This window comes from Enterobacter sp. RHBSTW-00318 (genome assembly GCF_014101375.1).
Lineage (GTDB): Bacteria > Pseudomonadota > Gammaproteobacteria > Enterobacterales > Enterobacteriaceae > Enterobacter > Enterobacter ludwigii.
Genome location: NZ_JABXQH010000001.1, coordinates 5,140,970 through 5,161,623 on the forward strand (window position 1 = coordinate 5,140,970; position 20,654 = coordinate 5,161,623).

The window sequence follows — 20,654 nt, forward strand, 5'->3', positions numbered from 1 at the left end:
CGGTGATGCGACTGATCGTTATCGGTAATGGGATGGCCGCAACACGGCTGATTGCCTCGCTGACCGAGCGTGCGCCCGGTCGCTTCACGATCACCGTGTTTGGCGAGGAGTCGGAACACGCTTACAACCGCATCATGCTCTCGCCGGTACTGGGCGGGGAAAAACAGGCGCAGCAGATCCGCCTGCAGGATGACGCCTGGTATCACGCACGGGGTGTGACGGTACGACGGGGCGAAAAGGTGCTCTCCGTGGATGTTGAGAAACGCGAGGTCCGTACCACAGCAGCCACGCTGGCCTGGGACGAACTGGTCTTTGCCACCGGGTCGACGCCTTTTGTACCTCCCATTCCGGGCGGTGACGCTCCACATGTCTTCACCTTTCGTACGCTGGCCGATATCCGCGCGATTCAGGAGAACCCGGGGCCAGCTGTAGTGCTGGGCGGTGGGGTGCTCGGCGTTGAGGTCGCTGCGGCACTGGTCCGGTCTTGTGACAACGTCACGCTGGTGCATCGTGGTGCGTGGCTGATGGAACAGCAGCTCGATCGCCAGGCAGGCGTTTTGCTTGAAGAGGCGCTGGCGGAGCGCGGCGTTCGCTGCGAACTGTCATCGGGAGTGACCGCCATTGCGGCGGATGCCGTGACGTTACACAACGGACGCAAGATTAACGCCTCTCGCGTGGTGCTGGCGACCGGCGTGCAGCCCAATGTCGCACTGGCAAAAGCCAGCGGCATTCACTGTGCCCGCGGCATTGTGGTTAACCACCAGATGCAGACCTCAGTCCCGGCGATCAGCGCCATCGGTGAGTGCTGCGAAATCGACGGCCAGACGTTCGGCCTGGTCGCACCTTGCCTGGCGCAGGCGGATATCCTCGCCGCCCGGCTGGCTGGGGAGGCTAGCACGCCATTTGCCCTGACCGACAGCGGCATGCGCCTCAAAGTACCCGGTGTGGAGCTGTTCAGCGCCGGGCGAGTAGAGGTTCTGCCAGACGATGTGGTCTGGAGCGCCTGGGATCCGCTGACCCGTCACTATCGCCGTTTGTTACTGCATCGCGGTGCGCTTGCTGGCGTGCTGCTGATGGGGGATTGCCGCAACGCGGCAACATTCACCGATTTACTGGCAACGGCTGCGCCCGCCCACGCGGACTGGCTGTTCAATCGATTCACTACGCAACCGCAGGTTGCAGGACAAAACGCTATGACAAAACCTACGCTGGTGGTGGTTGGACACGGTATGGTCGGCCATCATTTTCTCGAAGACTGTGTGAAGCGCAATTTGCACCGGCAGTACCAGATTATCGTTTTTGGCGAAGAGCGCTATGCCGCCTACGATCGTGTGCATTTGTCAGAGTATTTTGGCGGACGAAGCGCAGAATCGCTCTCGCTGGTGGACGGTGATTTCTTTGCTGAACACGGCATTGAGCTTCGCCTCTCGCAGCAAATTGTGAGTATCGATCGCGACGCACACGTCGTGCGTACCGCCAGTGGGCATGAAACCCACTGGGACAAACTGGTGCTGGCGACCGGCTCGTACCCGTTTGTGCCTCCGGTACCGGGCAGCACGCTGCCGGGCTGCTTTGTTTACCGTACGCTGGACGACCTGGATAACATCGCCGCGCAGGCAAAGCAATCCCGTCGCGGGGTGGTCATTGGCGGTGGCCTGCTGGGACTGGAAGCCGCGAATGCCCTGAAACAGCTGGGCCTGGAAACGCACGTCGTGGAGTTTGCGCCACACCTGATGGCGGTACAACTCGACAACGACGGCGCGGCCATGCTGCGCAAAAAGATCGAAGCGCTTGGCGTGGGCGTTCACACCAGCAAAGCCACCACCGACATCGTCTCTGCGAACGGCGGGCTGGTGATGCGCTTTGCGGACGGCGAACAGCTGGAAACTGACATCGTGGTCTTCTCTGCAGGTATTCGCCCGCAGGATGCACTGGGGCGCAGCAGTGGCCTGGTGACCGGAGAGCGCGGCGGGATTTGCATTGATAACCAGTGCCAGACTTCCGATAAAGACGTGTTCGCTATCGGCGAATGTGCACTGTGGGAGGGTAAAATTTTTGGCCTGGTCGCCCCGGGTTATCAGATGGCGCGGGTGGCATCGGCCACGCTGGCGGGAGAGGCGAGCGCCTTTACCGGGGCTGACATGAGCACCAAACTGAAGCTGCTGGGGGTAGATGTGGCCTCGTTTGGTGATGCCCATGGAAGAACACCCGGCGCGCTAAGCTATCAATGGACGCATGGTCCGCAGCAAATCTATAAAAAGATCGTGGTCAGTGAGGACAATAAAACCCTGTTGGGCGGCGTACTGGTGGGGGATGCCAGCGAATATGCGACCCTGGTGCAGATGATGCTCAACGGCATAGCGTTGCCCAAAGAGCCTGAAACGCTGATTTTACCTTCCTTCGCCGGGAGCGCGCCAAAAGCCCTCGGCGTGGCGGCACTGCCTGACAGTGCGCAGATCTGCTCCTGCCATAACGTCAGCAAAGGTGATATCTGTCAGGCGGTAAGTGCCGGTGCCGCGGATATTGGAGCCATAAAACAGTGCACCAAAGCCGCGACCGGTTGCGGAGGATGCAGCGCGCTGGTGAAACAGGTGATGGAGTACCAGCTTGCAGAGCAGGGCGTGGAGGTGAAAAAGGACATCTGCGAACACTTCCCGTGGTCGCGTCAGGAAATCTATCACCTGGTGCGCGTCAATCATATTCGTACCTTCGACCAGCTTATCAGCCGTTACGGGCAGGGGCACGGTTGCGAAATCTGTAAACCGCTGGTGGGATCAGTGCTCGCCTCCTGCTGGAATGAGTACCTGCTGAAACCGGCACATCTGCCGCTGCAGGACACCAACGACCGTTATTTTGCCAATATTCAGAAAGACGGGACGTACTCCATCGTGCCCCGGATGCCTGCAGGGGAAGTGTCGGCCGACGGCTTGATAGCTATCGGCCAGATTGCCAAACGCTACCAGCTGTACAGCAAAATCACGGGCGGACAGCGTATCGACCTCTTTGGCGCCACGCTCGACCAGCTGCCGGCGATCTGGCAGGCGCTGGTGGAGGCCGGATTTGAGACCGGTCACGCGTACGGTAAATCCCTGCGCACGGTGAAATCCTGCGTCGGGTCGACCTGGTGCCGCTATGGCGTGCAAGATTCCACGCGTCTCGCGGTCACGCTTGAGCACCGCTATAAAGGCTTACGCGCGCCGCACAAAATTAAAATGGCCGTGTCCGGTTGTACCCGTGAATGTGCGGAGGCTCAGAGCAAGGACGTGGGCGTCATTGCGACCGACAAAGGCTGGAACCTTTATCTCTGCGGTAACGGCGGCATGAAACCGCGCCATGCGGATCTCTTTGCCAGCGATCTGGATGACGAGACGCTGATCCGTACCGTCGACCGCTTCCTGATGTTCTACATCCGCACGGCGGATCGCCTGCAGCGTACCAGTACGTGGATGGACAATCTGGAAGGGGGGATCGACTACCTGCGCGAGGTGATTCTTAACGACAGCCTGGGCATTGCGCACGAGCTGGAACAGGAGATGGCCCGCGTGGTGGAAACCTACCAGTGTGAATGGCAGACCACGCTTAACGATCCGAGCCGTCTGGCGTTGTTCCGTACCGAAGTGAACCGTCAGCCGGTGGAGGAGAATAAACGCTGGCAAGCGGTCTGCGCTATCGATGAGATCCCTGAGCAGGCGGGGATCGGCGCCCGGCTGGGGCGAAAACCGATTGCGCTTTTCCGCTTTGGTCAATCTGTCTATGCCCTCGACGACCTCGAGCCGGGCAGCACAGCAAACGTGCTTTCACGCGGCATTCTCGGCGATGCTGCCGGCGAGCCGGTGGTCATCTCTCCGCTCTATAAGCAGCGTATCCGTCTGCGCGACGGCTGTCAGGCCGATAACGGGGAACCTGCGGTGCGCGCCTGGCCGGTGAAAATAGAAAACGGTCAGGTGTGGGTCGGGAACGACGCGCAGATCTTGCGTGCGGAGGCGTCATGAATGAAACCCGAACGACGTGCCCTTACTGCGGGGTGGGTTGCGGCGTGATCGCAACGGTAGAGGGTGAGAAGGTTACCGTGCGCGGAGATGAACGACATCCCGCCAGTTTTGGACGCCTGTGCGTTAAAGGCTCGGCATTAGGCGAAACGACCGGTCTGCAGGAGCGATTGCTGCACCCGGTGGTCGACGGGCAGGAGGTGGAATGGTCCCGGGCGCTGGCGGCGGCTGGTGAACGGCTGCAGACCATCATCGACACCTGGGGACCACAGGCGGTGGCGTTTTACGCCTCCGGCCAGCTGCTGACCGAGGACTATTACGCCGCCAATAAGCTGATGAAAGGGTTTATTGGTGCGGCAAACATTGATACCAACTCGCGGCTCTGTATGTCGTCCGCGGTGACGGGCTACAAGCGCGCGTTTGGTGAAGATGTGGTGCCGTGTAGCTATGAGGATGTGGAAAACAGCGATGTGGTGGTGCTGGTCGGGTCGAATGCGGCATGGACCCATCCGGTGCTGTATCAGCGGCTGGTACAGGCGCGCCAGAACAACCCTGCGATGAAAGTTGTGGTTATCGATCCGCGCAAAACGGCCACCTGCGATATTGCTGACCTGCATCTGGCGCTTACGCCCGGCAGTGACGCCGGGCTGTTTGTCGGTTTACTCAATCTGATTCAGGGAACCGACGCGTGGCCCATCGCCCGGGTGGCTGAGTTTTGTGGCCTCTCAACCGAGGACGTGGGGACCTTCTACGACTGGTTTGTGACTGCGCCGCGGGCCATCACGCTCTACACCATGGGCATTAATCAGTCCTCAAGCGGCAGCGACAAGTGTAATGCCATCATCAACGTTCATCTGGCCAGCGGAAAATTCGCCCGTCAGGGCTGCGGACCGTTTTCGCTGACCGGACAGCCTAACGCGATGGGGGGGCGGGAGGTGGGTGGGCTGGCGAACCAGCTTGCCGCTCACATGAATTTCGAGCCGGAGTCTCTTTCGCGGGTGGCGCGTTTTTGGGGTACGGAAAGACTGGCCCAGACGCCGGGCCTGATGGCGGTGGAGTTGTTTGATGCGATCGCCCGCGGCGAAGTGAAAGCGGTGTGGATCATGGGCACCAATCCTGCCGTCTCGCTGCCGGACAGCCACGCGGTGTGTCAGGCGCTGGAACATTGCCCTCTGGTGATTGTCTCCGAGGTGATGCAGGAGACCGACACCAGCCGCTATGCCCATATCCGCTTCCCGGTACAGGCGTGGGGGGAAAAAGACGGTACGGTAACCAATTCCGAGCGGCGTATTTCGCGCCAGCGCGCCTTTCTGCCGGCGCCAGGCGAGACCAAACCGGACTGGTGGGTCATCGCCCGGGTGGCACAGGCGCTGGGCTATGGTGAAGCCTTCGCCTGGGAACATCCGCAGCAAATTTTTTGTGAGCATGCAGCGCTCTCGGCCTTTGAAAATGACGGCGCGCGGGCGTTTAACCTCCATGAACTGGCGTCACTTACCCGTGAGGAATGGGACCGGCTTGAGCCTTATCAGTGGCCAGCGGGGGCCTTTGCGCGCCGGGAAATTGTGCCGGTAGAGCCTCAGCCACACGGTGCGGCAATAAACGCGCTATACCCGCTGATTCTCAATACCGGGCGTATCCGCGATCAGTGGCACACCATGACCCGGACGGGGTACGTCCCGAAACTGATGCAGCATAGTGCTGAGCCGTGTGTTGAGATCGGCGCCGCCGATGCCATGCGCTTCTCACTGTACGACGGACAGCTGGCGCGCATCAGCTCTCCGCGTGGAGTGATGCTGGCAAGAGTGCGCATCACTGACGGGCAGCGAGAAGGTGAGCTGTTTGTGCCAATGCACTGGAATGCCCAGTTTGCCCGCCAGGGGAAGGTGAATGCGCTGGTGGAGGGGCGCTGTGACCCGCTGTCCGGTCAGCCCGAGAGTAAACAGACGGCCGTCAGGATTATGCCCTGGCAGCCGGGCTGGCAGGGTGAGCTTTATGCCCGTGAACTGCCGGAGCTTCCCCCCTCTGTCTGCTGGTGGCGTAAAGTCTCACGTCTGACGGTGGCGGGGGATAAGCCGTTGCTGGCGTGGGTTATGCAGTACGCCAGTGAACGGGGCTGGCAGCTGCAGGTCGCGCAGACCAGCGAGCGCAGCAGCGTGCTGGCCTGGCATGACGGACAACTGATGCTCGGGTTCTGGGAAGGCACTGCGTTACCGACACTGGCGCACGCGGTAATTGAAGCCGCGTTTCGTTCATCTCCCGTGACGCTTGCTGAGCGCCACGCGTTGTTGAATGGACAGGGAACCGGGGACAGTGTCGATCCGGGTCGGATCATCTGCAGCTGTTTCAGCGTGGGGGAAACCGTCATACGCGAGGCGATTGGGGGAGGGTGTAATTCCGTCGCGGCGCTGGGTGCCAGGCTGCGCTGCGGAACGAACTGCGGCTCCTGTGTGCCTGAACTAAAAACAATGTTTCAGGATATTCCGGAAAATTCCTCTTAAGGCTGCAAAACGTGAGGAATAACGGTAAGGTACCCGGTGTTCTCACGTAAGCATCGGGTATTTCTTACGACGTTAATGGCTGTTTCATCTCATCTTCGTTTGCTTGCTTTACTCCCCCTCATTCCGGTCGGAGCCGTTCACGGTGCGCCGAATTCCTTTGTGCAGCAGGCACAGAACCCCTTTGATAACAACGGGGATAATCTGCCCGATCTCGGCATGGCGGCGCCCACGACCGAGGGCGAAAAACATCTGGCAGAAATGGCGAAAGCGTTTGGCGAAGCCAGTATGACCGATAACGGCCTGACGACAGGCGAGCAGGCGCGTCAGTTTGCCTTTGGCAAGGTGCGTGACGCGGTGAGCGGCGAAGTGAACCAGCATATTGAATCCTGGCTTTCGCCGTGGGGGAATGCCAGCGTGAACTTGCTGGTGGATGACGACGGCAAATTTAACGGCAGCAGCGGCAGCTGGTTTATTCCGTGGAACGATAACAACCATTATCTGAGCTGGAGCCAGCTTGGCCTGACGCAGCAGACTGACGGTCTGGTGAGCAATGCCGGCATTGGGCAGCGCTGGGTTGCCGGAAAATGGTTGCTCGGCTACAACACCTTTTACGACAACCTGCTGGATGAAAACCTGCAGCGTGCCGGGTTAGGTGCGGAAGTATGGGGCGAGAACCTGCGTCTGTCTGCGAACTATTATCAGCCCTTTGCCGGCTGGCGCGATCGCTCTGACATTCAGGAGCAGCGCATGGCCCGGGGGTACGACGTGACCGCTAAAGCGTGGCTGCCGTGGTTCCATCACCTGAATACCAGCGTCAGCTTTGAGCAATATTTTGGTGATAACGTTGACCTGTTCAACAGCGGTACCGGTTATCACAACCCGGTGGCGGTCAATCTGGGGCTGAATTATACCCCCGTTCCGCTGGTAACCCTCACCGCCGGGCATAAGCAAGGGGAGAGTGGGGTGAGCCAGAATAATCTTGGCCTCAAGCTCAACTACCGCTTTGGCGTGCCGCTGGTGAAGCAACTTTCTGCCAGTGAAGTCGCCGCCACCCGTTCTCTGCGCGGCAGTCGCTATGATTCGCCAGAGCGGGATAACCTGCCGGTGATGGAGTTCCGCCAGAGCAAAACGTTGTCCGTCTACCTGGCGACACCGCCGTGGGATCTTAAAGGGGGCGAAACCGTGATGCTTAAGCTGCAGATCCGCAGTAAGCACGGGATTCGCCAGCTTCACTGGCAGGGAGATACGCAGGCGCTGAGTCTGACATCGCCGGCCAACAATACCAGCGAAGACGGCTGGAGCGTGATTATGCCTGCCTGGGATGATAGTGAGGGCGCGAGCAACCGCTGGCGGCTTTCGGTGGTGGTCGAAGATAATGATGGCAAGCGCGTCTCGTCCAATGAGATCACGCTGGCTGTGGCGCAACCGCTTGTGGCATTACCCACCGACGATCCGCGCTGGAAGCTGCTGCCGGATGAGTAATGCTTAAAAAATACGTTCCTGGTGTACCCATACCGCGGCTTCAACCCGCGATTTTAACTTCATTTTCTTCAGCATATGTTTCACATGCACTTTGACCGTGCTTTCGGTGATATCCAGGCGACGCGCAATCATTTTATTCGGCAGGCCCTGGGCAATCAGCTTCAGAATATCGCGCTCACGCGGCGTCAACTGACTGACATCGCGATCCGAGGTGGCGCGGTTTGCCCGCAGGCTGGCGGCCAGCACCGGGGTTAAGGCTTCGCTCAGTACCATCTCACCCGCGGCGGCCTGTTGCAGGGCCTTAAGCAGGTCTTCCGGCTCCATATCTTTCAGCAGGTAGCCGTCCGCGCCACGCTTGAGCGCCGTCACAACATCCTCTTCATGGTTCGAGACGCTAAAGACCACTACGCGTCCGGAGAGCGATTTTTCCCGCAGCTTGTCGAGCGTTTCCAGACCGTTCATGCCCGGCATGTTGAGATCGAGCAGGATCAGATCGGGATCAAGCGATTCGGCAAGCTCAATGCCCTGTTCGCCATTGCTGGCTTCGCCAACGACGGTGATATCGGGTGCCATGCTGACCAGCTGTTTAACGCCAGTACGCAGCATCGGATGGTCGTCGATCAACAGGATGGATGCCGGTTCCTGATTAGTCATGGGTTTCTCCTTGAGCAGTTGTGAGCGGTTTGTCGGGAATAAAGGTGACCACGACTTCCGTGCCACCTGTCTCTCGCCGGCGAACCTGGCAATCACCGCGCAGGCTTTGGGCGCGGTCTCGCATGATAATTAAACCATAATGGTTAGTTCTTTCGGCATTTTCCGGCACGCCGCAGCCGTTGTCATGAACCGTGAGCCTGACCTGATTATCGTGCTGGCTGACGGTAACGGTGACCGCCGTCGCGTCAGCGTGTTTGAGCACGTTGCTCAGGGCTTCACGGGCGATCTGCAGTAGATGAATCGCCTGATGGGAGGGGACAAACCGCGGCGGCAGCTGATAATCAAGCTTCACCGGGAACCCCAGTCGGGCGCTAAATTCATGGCAACTGGACTCCAGCGCGGGGCGCAGGCCAGGCTCGGTCAGCTGCAGGCGGAAGGTGGTTAATAGCTCGCGAAGCTGAATCCATGAGGTATTGAGTTCGTTGCGGATCTGGCTCAGCAGCTGTTTGTTGCTTTCCGGCATCTCCGCATCCTGCATCTGCAGACAGCTGACCTGCATTTTCATACAGGAGAGCGACTGGGCGATGGAGTCATGCAATTCGCGCGCGATAGTCGCACGCTCTTCCATGACGATCAGCTGCTGTTGCTTTTCCTGATGGCGGTCGAGCGCCAGCGTAGCGGTCAGCTGCTCGACCAGCGTATCGACCAGCTGCTGCTGATCGTGGCTCAGATGCCGCCCGGCGGGCAGCGTGGCCAGCAGGATACCGTACTGGGTATGGCTGTCCGTCAGTCGCCACTTCAGCGTCGTACCGCCGGAGGTCAGGGGCGGCAAGCCTCGCGGGCAAAGATGACAGCCTTTGTCATCGCAGGACATGTCGGACTGACAGGTAAATTCCTGATGATTATCTTCATCTTCAACATCGTAGACCCGCAGCTCCAGGTCATGCAGCAAGGTCAGATTTTGCAGGCCATTCAGCACCGGCGAGAGGCGTTCACATAACGGCACCTGCATATGCAGACGACGGTTGGCCTGCCACAGGAAGGAGAGGATTTCGTTTTTCTGCTCCAGCCCTGCCGTTTTCTCCTGCACGCGTTTTTCCAGCACGGCGTAGCTTTCGGAGAGTTCTTCCGACATGGTATTGAGCGCCTGGCCCAGCATCGCCATTTCATTACGCCCGCTGATATGCGTGCGCTGAGTAAAATCACGTGCGGTCACCGCGCGGGCCATCGCCAGCAACTGTTTCCAGGGGTTCAACAGCCGGGCGCGCAGCCAGAGGATGGTGAAAATCAGCAGCAGCCCCATAAACAACGCCATGGCACGGTGAACCATCAGCACCCGGTCGATACGCAATTCGGTGGTCTGATCGAAAGAGGAGACCAGCGCGTCAATACGCGACACAAAGCCCGCGACGTCCCGTGCTACGGTCTCAGTATTGCGCGCCTGTTTCAGACCAGGCTGAAGCTGGGTGTGCCAGTAGTTTTGCAGGGATTTAAGCTGTGATTCCTGCCCGTCACGGATGGCGGCACGTTCCAGCTCCGGGCTGAACGCGGTACGCTCCATTTCGTCGATCAGAGGCTGATCGTCTTCCGTCAGCGGTACCGACGCCAGCAGGCGGTAACTCTGCATGCGCAGAGAGCCTGCCTCGTTGATGGCATGCGCATTACCCTGTACGCCCTGTACCAGCCAGCCAGAAATCGCCATACCGGTCACACCGAGGGCGGTGGACAGCATAACGATCAGTGCCAACTGGTTAACCAGTGTTAGCGGAGATAAACATCTTTTTAACATAGAGTTGCCGGGCTCCTGACGTGGCCTGCTTGCAGGAATGGCGCTATTCTGGTGCATACCCAGGAGTATACCCATACCAATAAAGGATTACCCCTAAATTGCCAACGGAGTAAGCGGCAGGAGGAGGCGGTATCGGGGACGCTTCAGTGCCGTGAAAAACCACGTCTTTTTTACTGAAATAGCCTACTCACTAAGGATAAGGGCTTTTTTCGCGCTGTAAAACCTCCCACTTTTCCTTTGATTTATATCAACTTACCGCCGCCCTAAAACCCTAATGTTTGCAGCATCATTCGAGAATCAGAGGTGTCTATGAGTCACTCATCCGCTCCCGAAAGGGAAAATGGTGCCGTTATTACTGAATGGCGTCCAGAGGATCCGGCGTTCTGGCAACAGCGCGGCCATCGTATAGCGAGCCGGAATCTGTGGATTTCCGTTCCGTGTTTGCTGTTAGCGTTTTGCGTATGGATGTTGTTTAGTGCAGTGGCAGTCAATCTGCCAAAAGTGGGTTTTACCTTTACGACCGATCAGCTGTTTATGCTGACCGCGTTGCCGTCGCTGTCCGGTGCGCTGCTGCGCGTCCCTTACGCGTTTATGGTGCCGGTGTTTGGTGGTCGTCGCTGGACGGCGTTCAGTACGGGCATCATGATCGTACCTTGCGTGTGGCTGGGTTTTGCGGTGCAGGATACCTCCACGCCTTTCAGCGTGTTCGTGATTATCTCCCTGCTGTGCGGTTTTGCTGGCGCTAACTTCGCCTCCAGTATGGCGAACATCAGCTTCTTCTTCCCGAAAGCGAAGCAGGGCGGTGCGCTGGGTATTAACGGCGGTCTGGGAAACATGGGCGTAAGCGTGATGCAGTTAATTGCACCGCTGGCAATCTCTGTCTCCATTTTTGCAGCCTTGGGTGGCGGTGGCGTCGAGCAGGCGGATGGTTCTTCCCTGTACCTGCAGAATGCGGCGTGGATTTGGGTTCCGTTCCTGGTGGTCTTCACCCTGGCGGCATGGTTCTTTATGAACGATCTGTCGGCATCTAAGGCTTCGCTGAGCGAGCAGTTGCCGGTGCTGAAACGCGGGCACCTGTGGGTCATGGCGCTGCTTTATCTGGCAACCTTCGGGTCGTTTATCGGTTTCTCCGCAGGCTTTGCCATGCTGTCCAAAACACAGTTCCCGGAAGTGCAGATCCTGCAGTTTGCCTTCTTTGGTCCGTTCATCGGTGCCCTGGCGCGTTCACTGGGCGGGATGGTGTCTGACCGTCTGGGCGGAACACGCGTGACGCTGGTGAACTTTGTGATCATGGCTGTTTTCTGTGCGCTGCTGTTCCTGACGCTGCCCGCCAATGGCCAGGGTGGCAACTTTACCGCCTTCTTCGGCGTGTTTATGGTGCTGTTCCTGACGGCCGGTCTGGGTAGCGCATCGACCTTCCAGATGATTTCCGTTATCTTCCGTAAACTGACGATGGATCGCGTTAAAGCGCAGGGCGGAAGCGAAGAGCAGGCCATGCGTGAAGCCGCGACGGATACGGCTGCTGCACTGGGCTTTATCTCTGCCATCGGCGCAATTGGCGGTTTCTTTATTCCGAAAGCGTTCGGTATCTCTCTGGACCTGACCGGCTCTCCGGCAGGAGCAATGAAAGTCTTCCTCGTTTTCTATATCGCCTGCGTAGTGATTACGTGGCTGGTATATGGCCGTAATACCAAAAAAAATAAGTAAGTGTGATTATCCGTTTGCGCGGCCTTCGGGCCGCGTTTTTTTATTACTACAGTAGTTACAACATACTGATGGCGTTTGAGGAACAATGCCTGCGGGTAACACTGTGATCGCCATCGCTTTACAGGGCGTTCTACCCCTTAATACCTGAGATGTTAAATTTAGCCCTGCTTTTTGTACGATAAATTATAAATATCATTATAAATCAATAGATTATAAAAATTAAAAATCTACCGCTTTGGTGGTATCCGATCTAATACCCCACCTGAAACTCCCTCTCCGCCTTGATCGTTATCAATTCTCGCCATCTATCAGAGCGTTACCTTCGCTGCAAATCAGCAATGTCGATTTAGAGAGCCACAGGCTCCACACAGGAGATACCCGATGAGCAAATTTTTGGACCGGTTTCGCTACTTCAAACAGAAGGGTGAAACTTTTGCCGATGGGCACGGCCAGGTTCTGGAGACCAACCGGGACTGGGAAGACGGTTACCGTCAGCGCTGGCAGCATGACAAAGTCGTCCGTTCGACCCACGGCGTGAACTGCACTGGCTCATGTAGCTGGAAGATTTTCGTTAAAAACGGCCTGGTGACATGGGAAATGCAGCAGACCGACTATCCGCGTACCCGTCCGGATATGCCAAACCACGAACCTCGTGGCTGCCCGCGTGGTGCAAGCTACTCCTGGTATCTGTACAGCGCCAACCGTCTGAAATACCCTCTGATGCGCAAACGCCTGATGAAAATGTGGCGTGAGGCGAAAGTGCTGCACAGCGATCCGGTTGATGCCTGGGCATCCATTATCGAAGATGCCGACAAAGCAAAAAGCTTTAAGCAGGCGCGCGGTCGCGGTGGTTTTGTTCGTTCTTCCTGGAAAGAGGTCAACGAACTGATTGCCGCTTCAAACGTTTATACCGTCAAAACCTACGGACCGGACCGCGTCGCGGGCTTCTCGCCTATCCCGGCGATGTCGATGGTCTCTTACGCCTCAGGTGCTCGTTATCTGTCGCTTATCGGCGGAACCTGTCTGAGCTTCTACGACTGGTACTGCGACCTGCCGCCAGCCTCTCCGCAGACCTGGGGCGAGCAGACCGACGTGCCGGAATCCGCTGACTGGTACAACTCCAGCTACATTATTGCCTGGGGCTCTAACGTTCCACAGACCCGTACGCCGGATGCCCACTTCTTCACGGAAGTGCGTTACAAAGGCACCAAAACCGTTGCGGTGACCCCGGACTATGCGGAAATTGCCAAGCTGTGCGACCTGTGGCTGGCCCCTAAACAGGGTACCGACTCCGCGATGGCGCTGGCGATGGGCCACGTGATGCTGCGTGAGTTCCACCTCGATAAACCCAGCCAGTACTTTACTGACTATGTCCGTCGCTATACCGACATGCCGATGCTGGTCATGCTGGAAGAGCGTGATGGCTACTATGCAGCGGGCCGCACACTGCGTGCCGCCGATCTGGTGGATGCGCTGGGTCAGGAAAACAATCCTGAGTGGAAAACGGTCGCCTATAACAATAACGGCGAGCTGGTGGCACCCAACGGCTCTATCGGTTTCCGCTGGGGCGAGAAGGGCAAGTGGAACCTCGAGCAGCGTAACGGTACCACCGGTGAAGAGACTGAACTGCGTCTGAGCATGCTGGGTAGCCAGGACGAAATTGCTGATGTGGGCTTCCCGTACTTCGGCGGCGAAGGGTCCGAGCATTTCAACAAAGTTGAGCTGCAGAACATCCTGATGCATAAGCTGCCGGTCAAACGTCTGCAGCTGGCGGATGGGTCGACGGCGCTGGTGACCACCGTGTATGACCTGACGCTGGCCAACTACGGCCTGGAGCGCGGCCTGAATGATGAAAACTGCGCAACCAGCTACGACGACATCAAAGCGTATACCCCGGCCTGGGCAGAGCAGATCACCGGCGTGCCGCGTGGACACATCACCCGTATCGCCCGTGAATTCGCTGAAAATGCTGACAAGACGCATGGCCGTTCAATGATCATTGTTGGTGCCGGTCTGAACCACTGGTATCACCTTGATATGAACTATCGTGGCCTGATCAACATGCTGATCTTCTGCGGTTGTGTGGGTCAAAGCGGCGGCGGCTGGGCGCACTATGTCGGCCAGGAAAAACTGCGTCCGCAGACGGGCTGGCAGCCACTGGCGTTTGCCCTCGACTGGCAGCGTCCGGCGCGTCATATGAACAGTACGTCTTACTTCTACAACCACTCCAGCCAGTGGCGCTATGAGACGGTAACGGCCCAGGAACTGCTGTCGCCAATGGCGGATAAATCCCGCTACAGCGGCCACCTGATCGACTTCAACGTCCGCGCTGAACGCATGGGCTGGCTGCCGTCTGCACCTCAGTTAGGGACTAACCCGCTGCGCATTGCCGACGAGGCGAAGAAAGCGGGCATGACCCCGGCGGATTACACCGTCAAGGCACTGAAAGAAGGCACCATTCGCTTTGCGGCCGAGCAGCCTGAAAACGGCAAAAACCATCCGCGTAACCTGTTTATCTGGCGCTCTAACCTGCTGGGCTCCTCCGGTAAAGGCCACGAGTACATGCTGAAATATCTGCTGGGTACTGAAAACGGTATTCAGGGGAAAGATCTGGGCAAGCAGGGCGGCGTGAAACCAGAAGAAGTGGAGTGGAAAGACAACGGTCTGGACGGCAAGCTGGATCTGGTGGTGACGCTGGACTTCCGTTTGTCCAGTACCTGCCTGTATTCCGATATCGTGCTGCCAACCGCTACCTGGTATGAAAAAGACGACATGAATACCTCGGATATGCATCCGTTTATTCATCCGCTGTCTGCAGCCGTTGACCCGGCGTGGGAATCCAAAAGCGACTGGGATATCTACAAAGATATCGCGAAGAAATTCTCCGAAGTGTGCGTAGGACATCTGGGCAAAGAGACCGATGTGGTGACCCTGCCGATTCAGCACGACTCTGCAGCCGAACTGGCGCAGCCGCTGGACGTGAAGGACTGGAAAAAAGGCGAGTGCGACCTGATCCCGGGTGTGACTGCGCCGCACATTATTCCCGTTGAACGTGACTACCCGGCAACGTACGAACGCTTTACCTCTATCGGCCCGCTGATGGAAAAAATCGGTAACGGGGGTAAAGGGATTGCGTGGAATACCCAGAGCGAAATGGACCTGCTGCGTAAGCTCAATTACACCAAAGCAGACGGCCCGGCCAAAGGCCAGCCAATGCTGAACACGGCCATTGATGCTGCAGAAATGATCCTGACTCTGGCACCGGAAACCAACGGTCACGTGGCGGTGAAAGCATGGGCGGCACTGAGTGAGTTTACCGGTCGCGATCATACCCATCTGGCGACGAATAAAGAGGAAGAGAAGATCCGCTTCCGCGATATTCAGGCTCAGCCGCGCAAAATTATCTCCAGCCCGACCTGGTCTGGCCTAGAAGATGAACACGTCTCCTACAACGCTGGCTACACCAACGTTCACGAACTGATCCCATGGCGTACCCTGTCCGGTCGTCAGTCCCTGTATCAGGATCACCAGTGGATGCGCGACTTCGGTGAGAGCCTGCTGGTTTATCGTCCGCCAATCGATACCCGCTCCGTGAAAGCGGTAATGGGTACGAAATCGAACGGTAACCCGGAGAAGGCGCTGAACTTCCTGACGCCGCACCAGAAGTGGGGCATTCACTCCACCTACAGCGACAACCTGCTGATGCTGACGTTGTCCCGCGGTGGCCCGATTGTGTGGATGAGCGAGACGGACGCCAAAGATCTGGGCATTGAAGATAACGACTGGATCGAAGTGTTCAACAGCAACGGTGCGCTGACGGCGCGTGCGGTTGTCAGTCAGCGTGTCCCGGCCGGGATGACCATGATGTACCACGCGCAGGAACGTATCGTTAACCTGCCGGGTTCTGAAATCACCGAGCAGCGCGGCGGCATTCACAACTCCGTGACCCGTATTACGCCAAAACCGACGCACATGATCGGCGGCTATGCGCAGCTAGCCTACGGCTTTAACTACTACGGCACGGTAGGATCTAACCGCGATGAGTTCGTGGTGGTACGTAAGATGAAGAATATTAACTGGTTAGACGGCGAAGGTAATGACCAGGTACAGGAGAGCGTAAAATGAAAATTCGTTCACAAGTCGGCATGGTGCTGAATCTGGATAAATGCATCGGCTGTCATACCTGCTCAGTCACCTGTAAAAACGTCTGGACCAGCCGCGAAGGGATGGAGTACGCGTGGTTCAATAACGTGGAAAGTAAACCCGGCACCGGCTTCCCGACCGACTGGGAAAACCAGGAGAAATGGAAGGGCGGCTGGATCCGTAAAATCAACGGTAAACTGCAGCCGCGCATGGGTAACCGTGCGATGCTGCTCGGTAAAATCTTCGCCAACCCGCATCTGCCTGGCATCGATGATTACTACGAGCCGTTTGATTACGACTACCAGAACCTGCACAACGCGCCGGAAAGCAAACATCAGCCGATCGCACGTCCACGCTCGCTCATTACCGGACAGCGTATGGATAAGATCACCAGCGGTCCAAACTGGGAAGAGATTCTGGGCGGCGAGTTCGAAAAACGCGCCAAAGACCAGAACTTCGAGAACATGCAGAAGGCGATGTACGGCCAGTTCGAAAACACCTTCATGATGTATTTGCCGCGTCTGTGCGAGCACTGCCTTAACCCGGCGTGCGTGGCGACCTGTCCGAGCGGAGCCATCTATAAGCGTGAAGAAGATGGCATTGTGCTGATCGACCAGGACAAGTGCCGCGGCTGGCGTATGTGTATTACCGGTTGCCCGTACAAAAAAATCTACTTCAACTGGAAGAGCGGCAAGTCTGAGAAGTGCATCTTCTGCTATCCGCGTATTGAAGCCGGTATGCCAACCGTCTGCTCTGAGAGCTGCGTGGGCCGTATTCGTTACCTCGGCGTGCTGCTGTACGACGCGGACGCGATTGAAAATGCAGCCAGCACCGAGAACGAGAAAGATCTCTATCAGCGTCAGCTGGACGTCTTCCTCGATCCTAACGATCCGAAAGTGATTGAGCAGGCGCTGAAAGACGGCGTTCCGCAGAGCGTGATTGACGCTGCGCAGCAGTCTCCGGTGTACAAAATGGCGATGGACTGGAAGCTGGCGCTGCCGCTGCATCCGGAATACCGCACGCTGCCGATGGTCTGGTACGTGCCGCCGCTGTCTCCGATCCAGTCTGCTGCGGATGCGGGTGAGCTGGGCAGCAACGGCATTCTGCCAGACGTGGAAAGCCTGCGTATCCCGGTTCAGTATCTGGCAAACCTGTTAACCGCAGGGGATACTCAGCCGGTCCTGCTGGCGCTGAAACGTATGCTGGCGATGCGCCACTTCAAACGCGCTGAAACCGTTGACGGTGTTAACGATACCCGTGCACTGGAAGCGGTAGGTCTGACCGAAGCCCAGGCGCAGGAGATGTACCGTTACCTGGCGATTGCCAATTACGAAGACCGTTTCGTGGTGCCGAGCAGCCACCGTGAACTGGCTCGCGAAGCCTTCCCGGAGAAAAATGGCTGTGGCTTTACCTTTGGCGACGGTTGCCACGGTTCAGACACGAAATTCAATCTCTTCAACAGCCGCCGCATTGATGCCCTGGATGTGACGAGCAAAACGGAGCCGCACCAATGATTGAACTTGTCATTGTTTCGCGTCTGCTCGAGTACCCGGATGCTGCGCTTGCGCAGCATCAGCAGGAGCTCTTTGATGCACTCGCGTCATCTGAAAATCTTGAGAAAGAGGATGCCCAGACACTGGCCGTTTTCCTCCGGGACCTGTTAGCGCGCGATTTACTGGATGCGCAGGCGGATTACAGCCAGCTGTTTGACCGCGGACGCGCGACGTCGCTGCTGCTGTTCGAACATGTTCACGGTGAGTCACGTGACCGCGGTCAGGCGATGGTTGACCTGATGGGACAGTACGAGCAACACGGCCTGCAGCTCGACAGCCGCGAGCTGCCGGACCACCTGCCGCTCTACCTTGAGTATCTGGCGCAGTTGCCTAAAGAGGAGGCGCAGGGGGGGCTGCAGGACATCGCGCCGATCCTGGCGCTGCTCGGCGCACGACTTCAGCAACGCGAGAGCCGTTACGCGGTGCTGTTCGACCTGCTGGTGAAACTCGCCAACGCATCGGTCGACAGTGAAAAAGTTGCGGAGAAGATCGCCGATGAAGCCCGCGATGATACACCACAGGCGCTGGATGCGGTCTGGGAGGAGGAGCAGGTGAAATTCATGGCTGACCAGAACTGCGGTGAGTCTGAAATCTCCGCTCACCAACGTCGTTTTGCCGGAGCCGTTGCCCCGCAATATTTGAATATCTCTAACGGAGGACAGCAATAATGCACTTCCTGAACATGTTCTTCTTTGACATTTACCCGTATATCGCGGGCACCGTGTTCCTGGTGGGAAGCTGGCTGCGTTATGACTACGGCCAGTACACCTGGCGTGCTGCCTCCAGCCAGATGCTCGATCGCAAAGGGATGAACCTGGCTTCTAACCTGTTCCACATCGGGATCCTGGGGATTTTTGCGGGTCACTTCCTCGGAATGCTGACGCCGCACTGGATGTATGAGTCATTCCTGCCGATTGAGGTGAAGCAGAAAATGGCGATGATTGCCGGCGGTGCCTGCGGCGTGATGACGCTGGTGGGCGGTTTACTGCTGCTCAAACGCCGTCTGTTCAGCCCGCGTGTTCGCGCGACTACCACCGGCGCGGACATTCTGATTTTGTCCCTGCTGATGGTGCAGTGTGCGCTGGGTCTGCTGACCATTCCGTTCTCGGCTCAGCATATGGATGGCAGTGAAATGATGAAGCTGGTCGGCTGGGCGCAGTCTGTGGTGACTTTCCACGGCGGTGCGTCTGAGCACCTTGACGGTGTGGCGTTTATCTTCCGTGTGCACCTGGTGCTCGGGATGACGCTGTTTGTGCTGTTCCCGTTCTCTCGTCTGGTGCATCTCTGGAGCGCACCGGTGGAGTATCTGACGCGCAAATATCAGATTGTTCGCGCCCGTCGCTAATGTGCTGATTTGATCCCAACCCCGCACTCGCGGGGTTTTTTCTCGCCCCAGCCCAGGTTATTACCTGCCGCCGCAAACAGTATCAATGCACCACCTGCCAGTTGCGTGATATTCAGCGAGTGTCCGAACACCACGTTATCGACAATTATGGCCACCACGGGATAGATAAAAGACAGAGAACCGGTAACGGGCGTCGGGAGCTTCTGGATCGCGCTATACAGCAACTGATACATGATCCCGGTGTGGACGACACCTAACGTCAGTAAAATCGGCCATGGGAAATCAGCTGAAAATGACGGCTGGTGGGCGAAGGGCAACAGCATGACCACGCCGGTCAGTACCTGAATAAAGGCGATATGCTGGGGCGCAACTGATTTCAGTCTGCGGGCGATTATGGCTGTCAGTGCGTAGAAGAAAGCGGCCCCCATCGCCAGAGCGATTCCTGCGAGCCAGCCTTCGCCCTGTGCGCCATTCAGCTCACTGGAGAGCAGGATGACCACGCCGCCAAAGGCGAGAGCGAGCCAACCCCATTTCATCAGGCTCACGCGTTCACCTAAAAACATCCCCATCAACACCAGCATAAACGGCTGAGTGTTATAAACCACGGTAGAAAGGCCGATTGAAATACGTTCATAAGCCGCGAACAGCAGCAACCAGTTCACCACTAACGCAACACCGCCCAGAATTGCCAGCAGTAGCGTGACACGGGTGAGCGGACTAAATGGTTTTCGACTTATTCGGATGAAAATAAAAAGGGCCATCGCCCCGATCAGGCATCGCCAGAAAACCACTTCCGTCACCGGCAGGCCGGAAAGCAGAACAAACGCGCCAATCGAGCCGGAAATTAACATCGCCAGGCTCATCTGCCAGACGCCTTTTTGTACATCACCCATTGTTCACCTCCTGATTAATGACGATATTGTCGAATACCGCTGTCGGGAATAACATGGCTGATATAAGGTGAAATACAGTGATGGCTTTTTTAAATTAGGTAAAAACGATGGAAAACCTTCTCGATGACATCGATCGCCAAATCCTGGCCTGTCTGGTTGAGGATGCGCGCATGTCGCTAAAGGTACTCAGCGGACGTATTGGACTGACATCTCCCAGTACAGCAGAGCGTCTGAAAAGACTGGAAGAGCGCGGGGTGATTGAAGGGTATGGCGCGCGCGTCAATCTGACGGCGTTGGGGTATACGCTGCAGGCGCTGGTGCGGGTTCGTCCTTTACCGGGGTTGCTGCAAAAAGTAGATAAGTACATTCAGGCCATGCCGGAATGTATTGAGAGCGATAAAGTCACCGGTGAAGACTGCTTTGTTATCAGGCTGGTCGTGCGGTCGATTGAGCAACTGGATGCGTTGCTTGATGGTCTGGCGGAACATGCTCAGTGTAATACGTCGATCGTGAAAAGTTCACCGGTGAAGCGCCGGTTGCCACCAATGTGATCGTCTGTTGCTATGCATGACACATCGTTTGAAATACATCACTGGATTGG

12 protein-coding genes are annotated in these 20,654 nt (G+C 57.3%); 9 read left to right on the forward strand and 3 right to left on the reverse strand.

What is annotated here, in order from left to right; all coding sequences use genetic code 11:
* Window positions 1-5 precede the first annotated feature (5 nt).
* The 3 genes from nirB to HV157_RS25350 all read left to right on the forward strand — a co-directional run bounded on the left by nirB (window position 6) and on the right by HV157_RS25350 (window position 7,969).
* Entirely contained in the window at window positions 6-3,992 is a 3,987-nt protein-coding gene (nirB, locus tag HV157_RS25340) for a nitrite reductase large subunit NirB (RefSeq protein ID WP_080765206.1), read from the forward strand.
* Complete coding sequence (locus HV157_RS25345; RefSeq protein ID WP_040017702.1) at window positions 3,989-6,487, forward strand: nitrate reductase; 2,499 nt, start codon at window positions 3,989-3,991, stop codon at window positions 6,485-6,487. The genes nirB and HV157_RS25345 overlap by 4 nt, the downstream gene beginning before the upstream one ends.
* A gap of 75 nt (window positions 6,488-6,562) precedes the next feature.
* Window positions 6,563-7,969 (forward strand): YchO/YchP family invasin, encoded by a 1,407-nt coding sequence (locus HV157_RS25350; protein ID WP_040017701.1) that lies wholly within the window; start codon window positions 6,563-6,565, stop codon window positions 7,967-7,969.
* A 3-nt stretch (window positions 7,970-7,972) separates the two neighbouring features.
* On the opposite strand, the gene narL is transcribed toward HV157_RS25350, so the two are convergent.
* Both narL and narX read right to left on the reverse strand, forming a co-directional pair.
* Window positions 7,973-8,623 carry a two-component system response regulator NarL gene (gene narL, locus HV157_RS25355; RefSeq protein ID WP_003856701.1) on the reverse strand — a complete coding sequence of 217 codons (651 nt, stop codon included), beginning with the start codon at window positions 8,621-8,623 and terminating at the stop codon, window positions 7,973-7,975.
* Window positions 8,616-10,412: a nitrate/nitrite two-component system sensor histidine kinase NarX gene (narX, locus tag HV157_RS25360; protein WP_040017700.1), complete on the reverse strand. Its 1,797-nt coding sequence runs from the start codon at window positions 10,410-10,412 to the stop codon at window positions 8,616-8,618. The genes narL and narX overlap by 8 nt, the downstream gene beginning before the upstream one ends.
* Window positions 10,413-10,721: 309 nt before the next feature.
* Between narX and HV157_RS25365 the strand changes: the two genes are divergently transcribed.
* The 5 genes from HV157_RS25365 (at window position 10,722) to narI (ending at window position 19,160) form a co-directional block, all read left to right on the forward strand.
* The gene (locus HV157_RS25365; RefSeq protein WP_182269117.1) at window positions 10,722-12,119 is read left to right on the forward strand and encodes a NarK family nitrate/nitrite MFS transporter; all 1,398 of its coding nucleotides are present in this window, start codon (window positions 10,722-10,724) and stop codon (window positions 12,117-12,119) included.
* A gap of 381 nt (window positions 12,120-12,500) precedes the next feature.
* Window positions 12,501-16,244 (forward strand): nitrate reductase subunit alpha, encoded by a 3,744-nt coding sequence (locus HV157_RS25370; RefSeq protein WP_020882362.1) that lies wholly within the window; start codon window positions 12,501-12,503, stop codon window positions 16,242-16,244.
* On the forward strand, window positions 16,241-17,776 hold the full coding sequence (gene narH, locus HV157_RS25375) for a nitrate reductase subunit beta (protein WP_014170471.1): 1,536 nt from the start codon (window positions 16,241-16,243) through the stop codon (window positions 17,774-17,776). The genes HV157_RS25370 and narH overlap by 4 nt, the downstream gene beginning before the upstream one ends.
* Window positions 17,773-18,483, forward strand: a complete 711-nt coding sequence (narJ, locus tag HV157_RS25380) for a nitrate reductase molybdenum cofactor assembly chaperone (RefSeq protein ID WP_014170470.1) — start codon at window positions 17,773-17,775, stop codon at window positions 18,481-18,483. Before narH ends, narJ begins: the two co-directional genes overlap by 4 nt.
* Window positions 18,483-19,160, forward strand: coding sequence for a respiratory nitrate reductase subunit gamma (gene narI, locus HV157_RS25385; protein ID WP_182269118.1), 678 nt, complete (start codon window positions 18,483-18,485; stop codon window positions 19,158-19,160). The genes narJ and narI overlap by 1 nt, the downstream gene beginning before the upstream one ends.
* Here the strand turns inward: narI and HV157_RS25390 are convergent.
* Window positions 19,157-20,053, reverse strand: coding sequence for a DMT family transporter (locus HV157_RS25390; RefSeq protein WP_151712375.1), 897 nt, complete (start codon window positions 20,051-20,053; stop codon window positions 19,157-19,159). The two genes, narI and HV157_RS25390, sit on opposite strands and share 4 nt — an antisense overlap.
* 107 nt (window positions 20,054-20,160) lie before the next feature.
* On the opposite strand from HV157_RS25390, the gene HV157_RS25395 reads away from it, so the two are divergent.
* Window positions 20,161-20,604 (forward strand): Lrp/AsnC family transcriptional regulator, encoded by a 444-nt coding sequence (locus tag HV157_RS25395; protein WP_014170457.1) that lies wholly within the window; start codon window positions 20,161-20,163, stop codon window positions 20,602-20,604.
* Window positions 20,605-20,654 lie beyond the last annotated feature (50 nt).

Excerpts from the sequence above, each read along its gene's own strand:
- HV157_RS25395 (WP_014170457.1), top strand. The coding sequence starts at position 20,161 with ATGGAAAACCTTCTCGATGACATCGATCGCCAAATCCTGGCCTGTCTG.
- HV157_RS25370 (WP_020882362.1), top strand. The coding sequence starts at position 12,501 with ATGAGCAAATTTTTGGACCGGTTTCGCTACTTCAAACAGAAGGGTGAA.
- narX (WP_040017700.1), bottom strand. The coding sequence starts at position 10,412 with ATGTTAAAAAGATGTTTATCTCCGCTAACACTGGTTAACCAGTTGGCA.
- HV157_RS25365 (WP_182269117.1), top strand. The coding sequence starts at position 10,722 with ATGAGTCACTCATCCGCTCCCGAAAGGGAAAATGGTGCCGTTATTACT.
- HV157_RS25350 (WP_040017701.1), top strand. The coding sequence starts at position 6,563 with ATGGCTGTTTCATCTCATCTTCGTTTGCTTGCTTTACTCCCCCTCATT.
- HV157_RS25345 (WP_040017702.1), top strand. The coding sequence starts at position 3,989 with ATGAATGAAACCCGAACGACGTGCCCTTACTGCGGGGTGGGTTGCGGC.
- HV157_RS25390 (WP_151712375.1), bottom strand. The coding sequence starts at position 20,053 with ATGGGTGATGTACAAAAAGGCGTCTGGCAGATGAGCCTGGCGATGTTA.
- narJ (WP_014170470.1), top strand. The coding sequence starts at position 17,773 with ATGATTGAACTTGTCATTGTTTCGCGTCTGCTCGAGTACCCGGATGCT.
- nirB (WP_080765206.1), top strand. The coding sequence starts at position 6 with ATGCGACTGATCGTTATCGGTAATGGGATGGCCGCAACACGGCTGATT.
- narL (WP_003856701.1), bottom strand. The coding sequence starts at position 8,623 with ATGACTAATCAGGAACCGGCATCCATCCTGTTGATCGACGACCATCCG.
- narI (WP_182269118.1), top strand. The coding sequence starts at position 18,483 with ATGCACTTCCTGAACATGTTCTTCTTTGACATTTACCCGTATATCGCG.
- narH (WP_014170471.1), top strand. The coding sequence starts at position 16,241 with ATGAAAATTCGTTCACAAGTCGGCATGGTGCTGAATCTGGATAAATGC.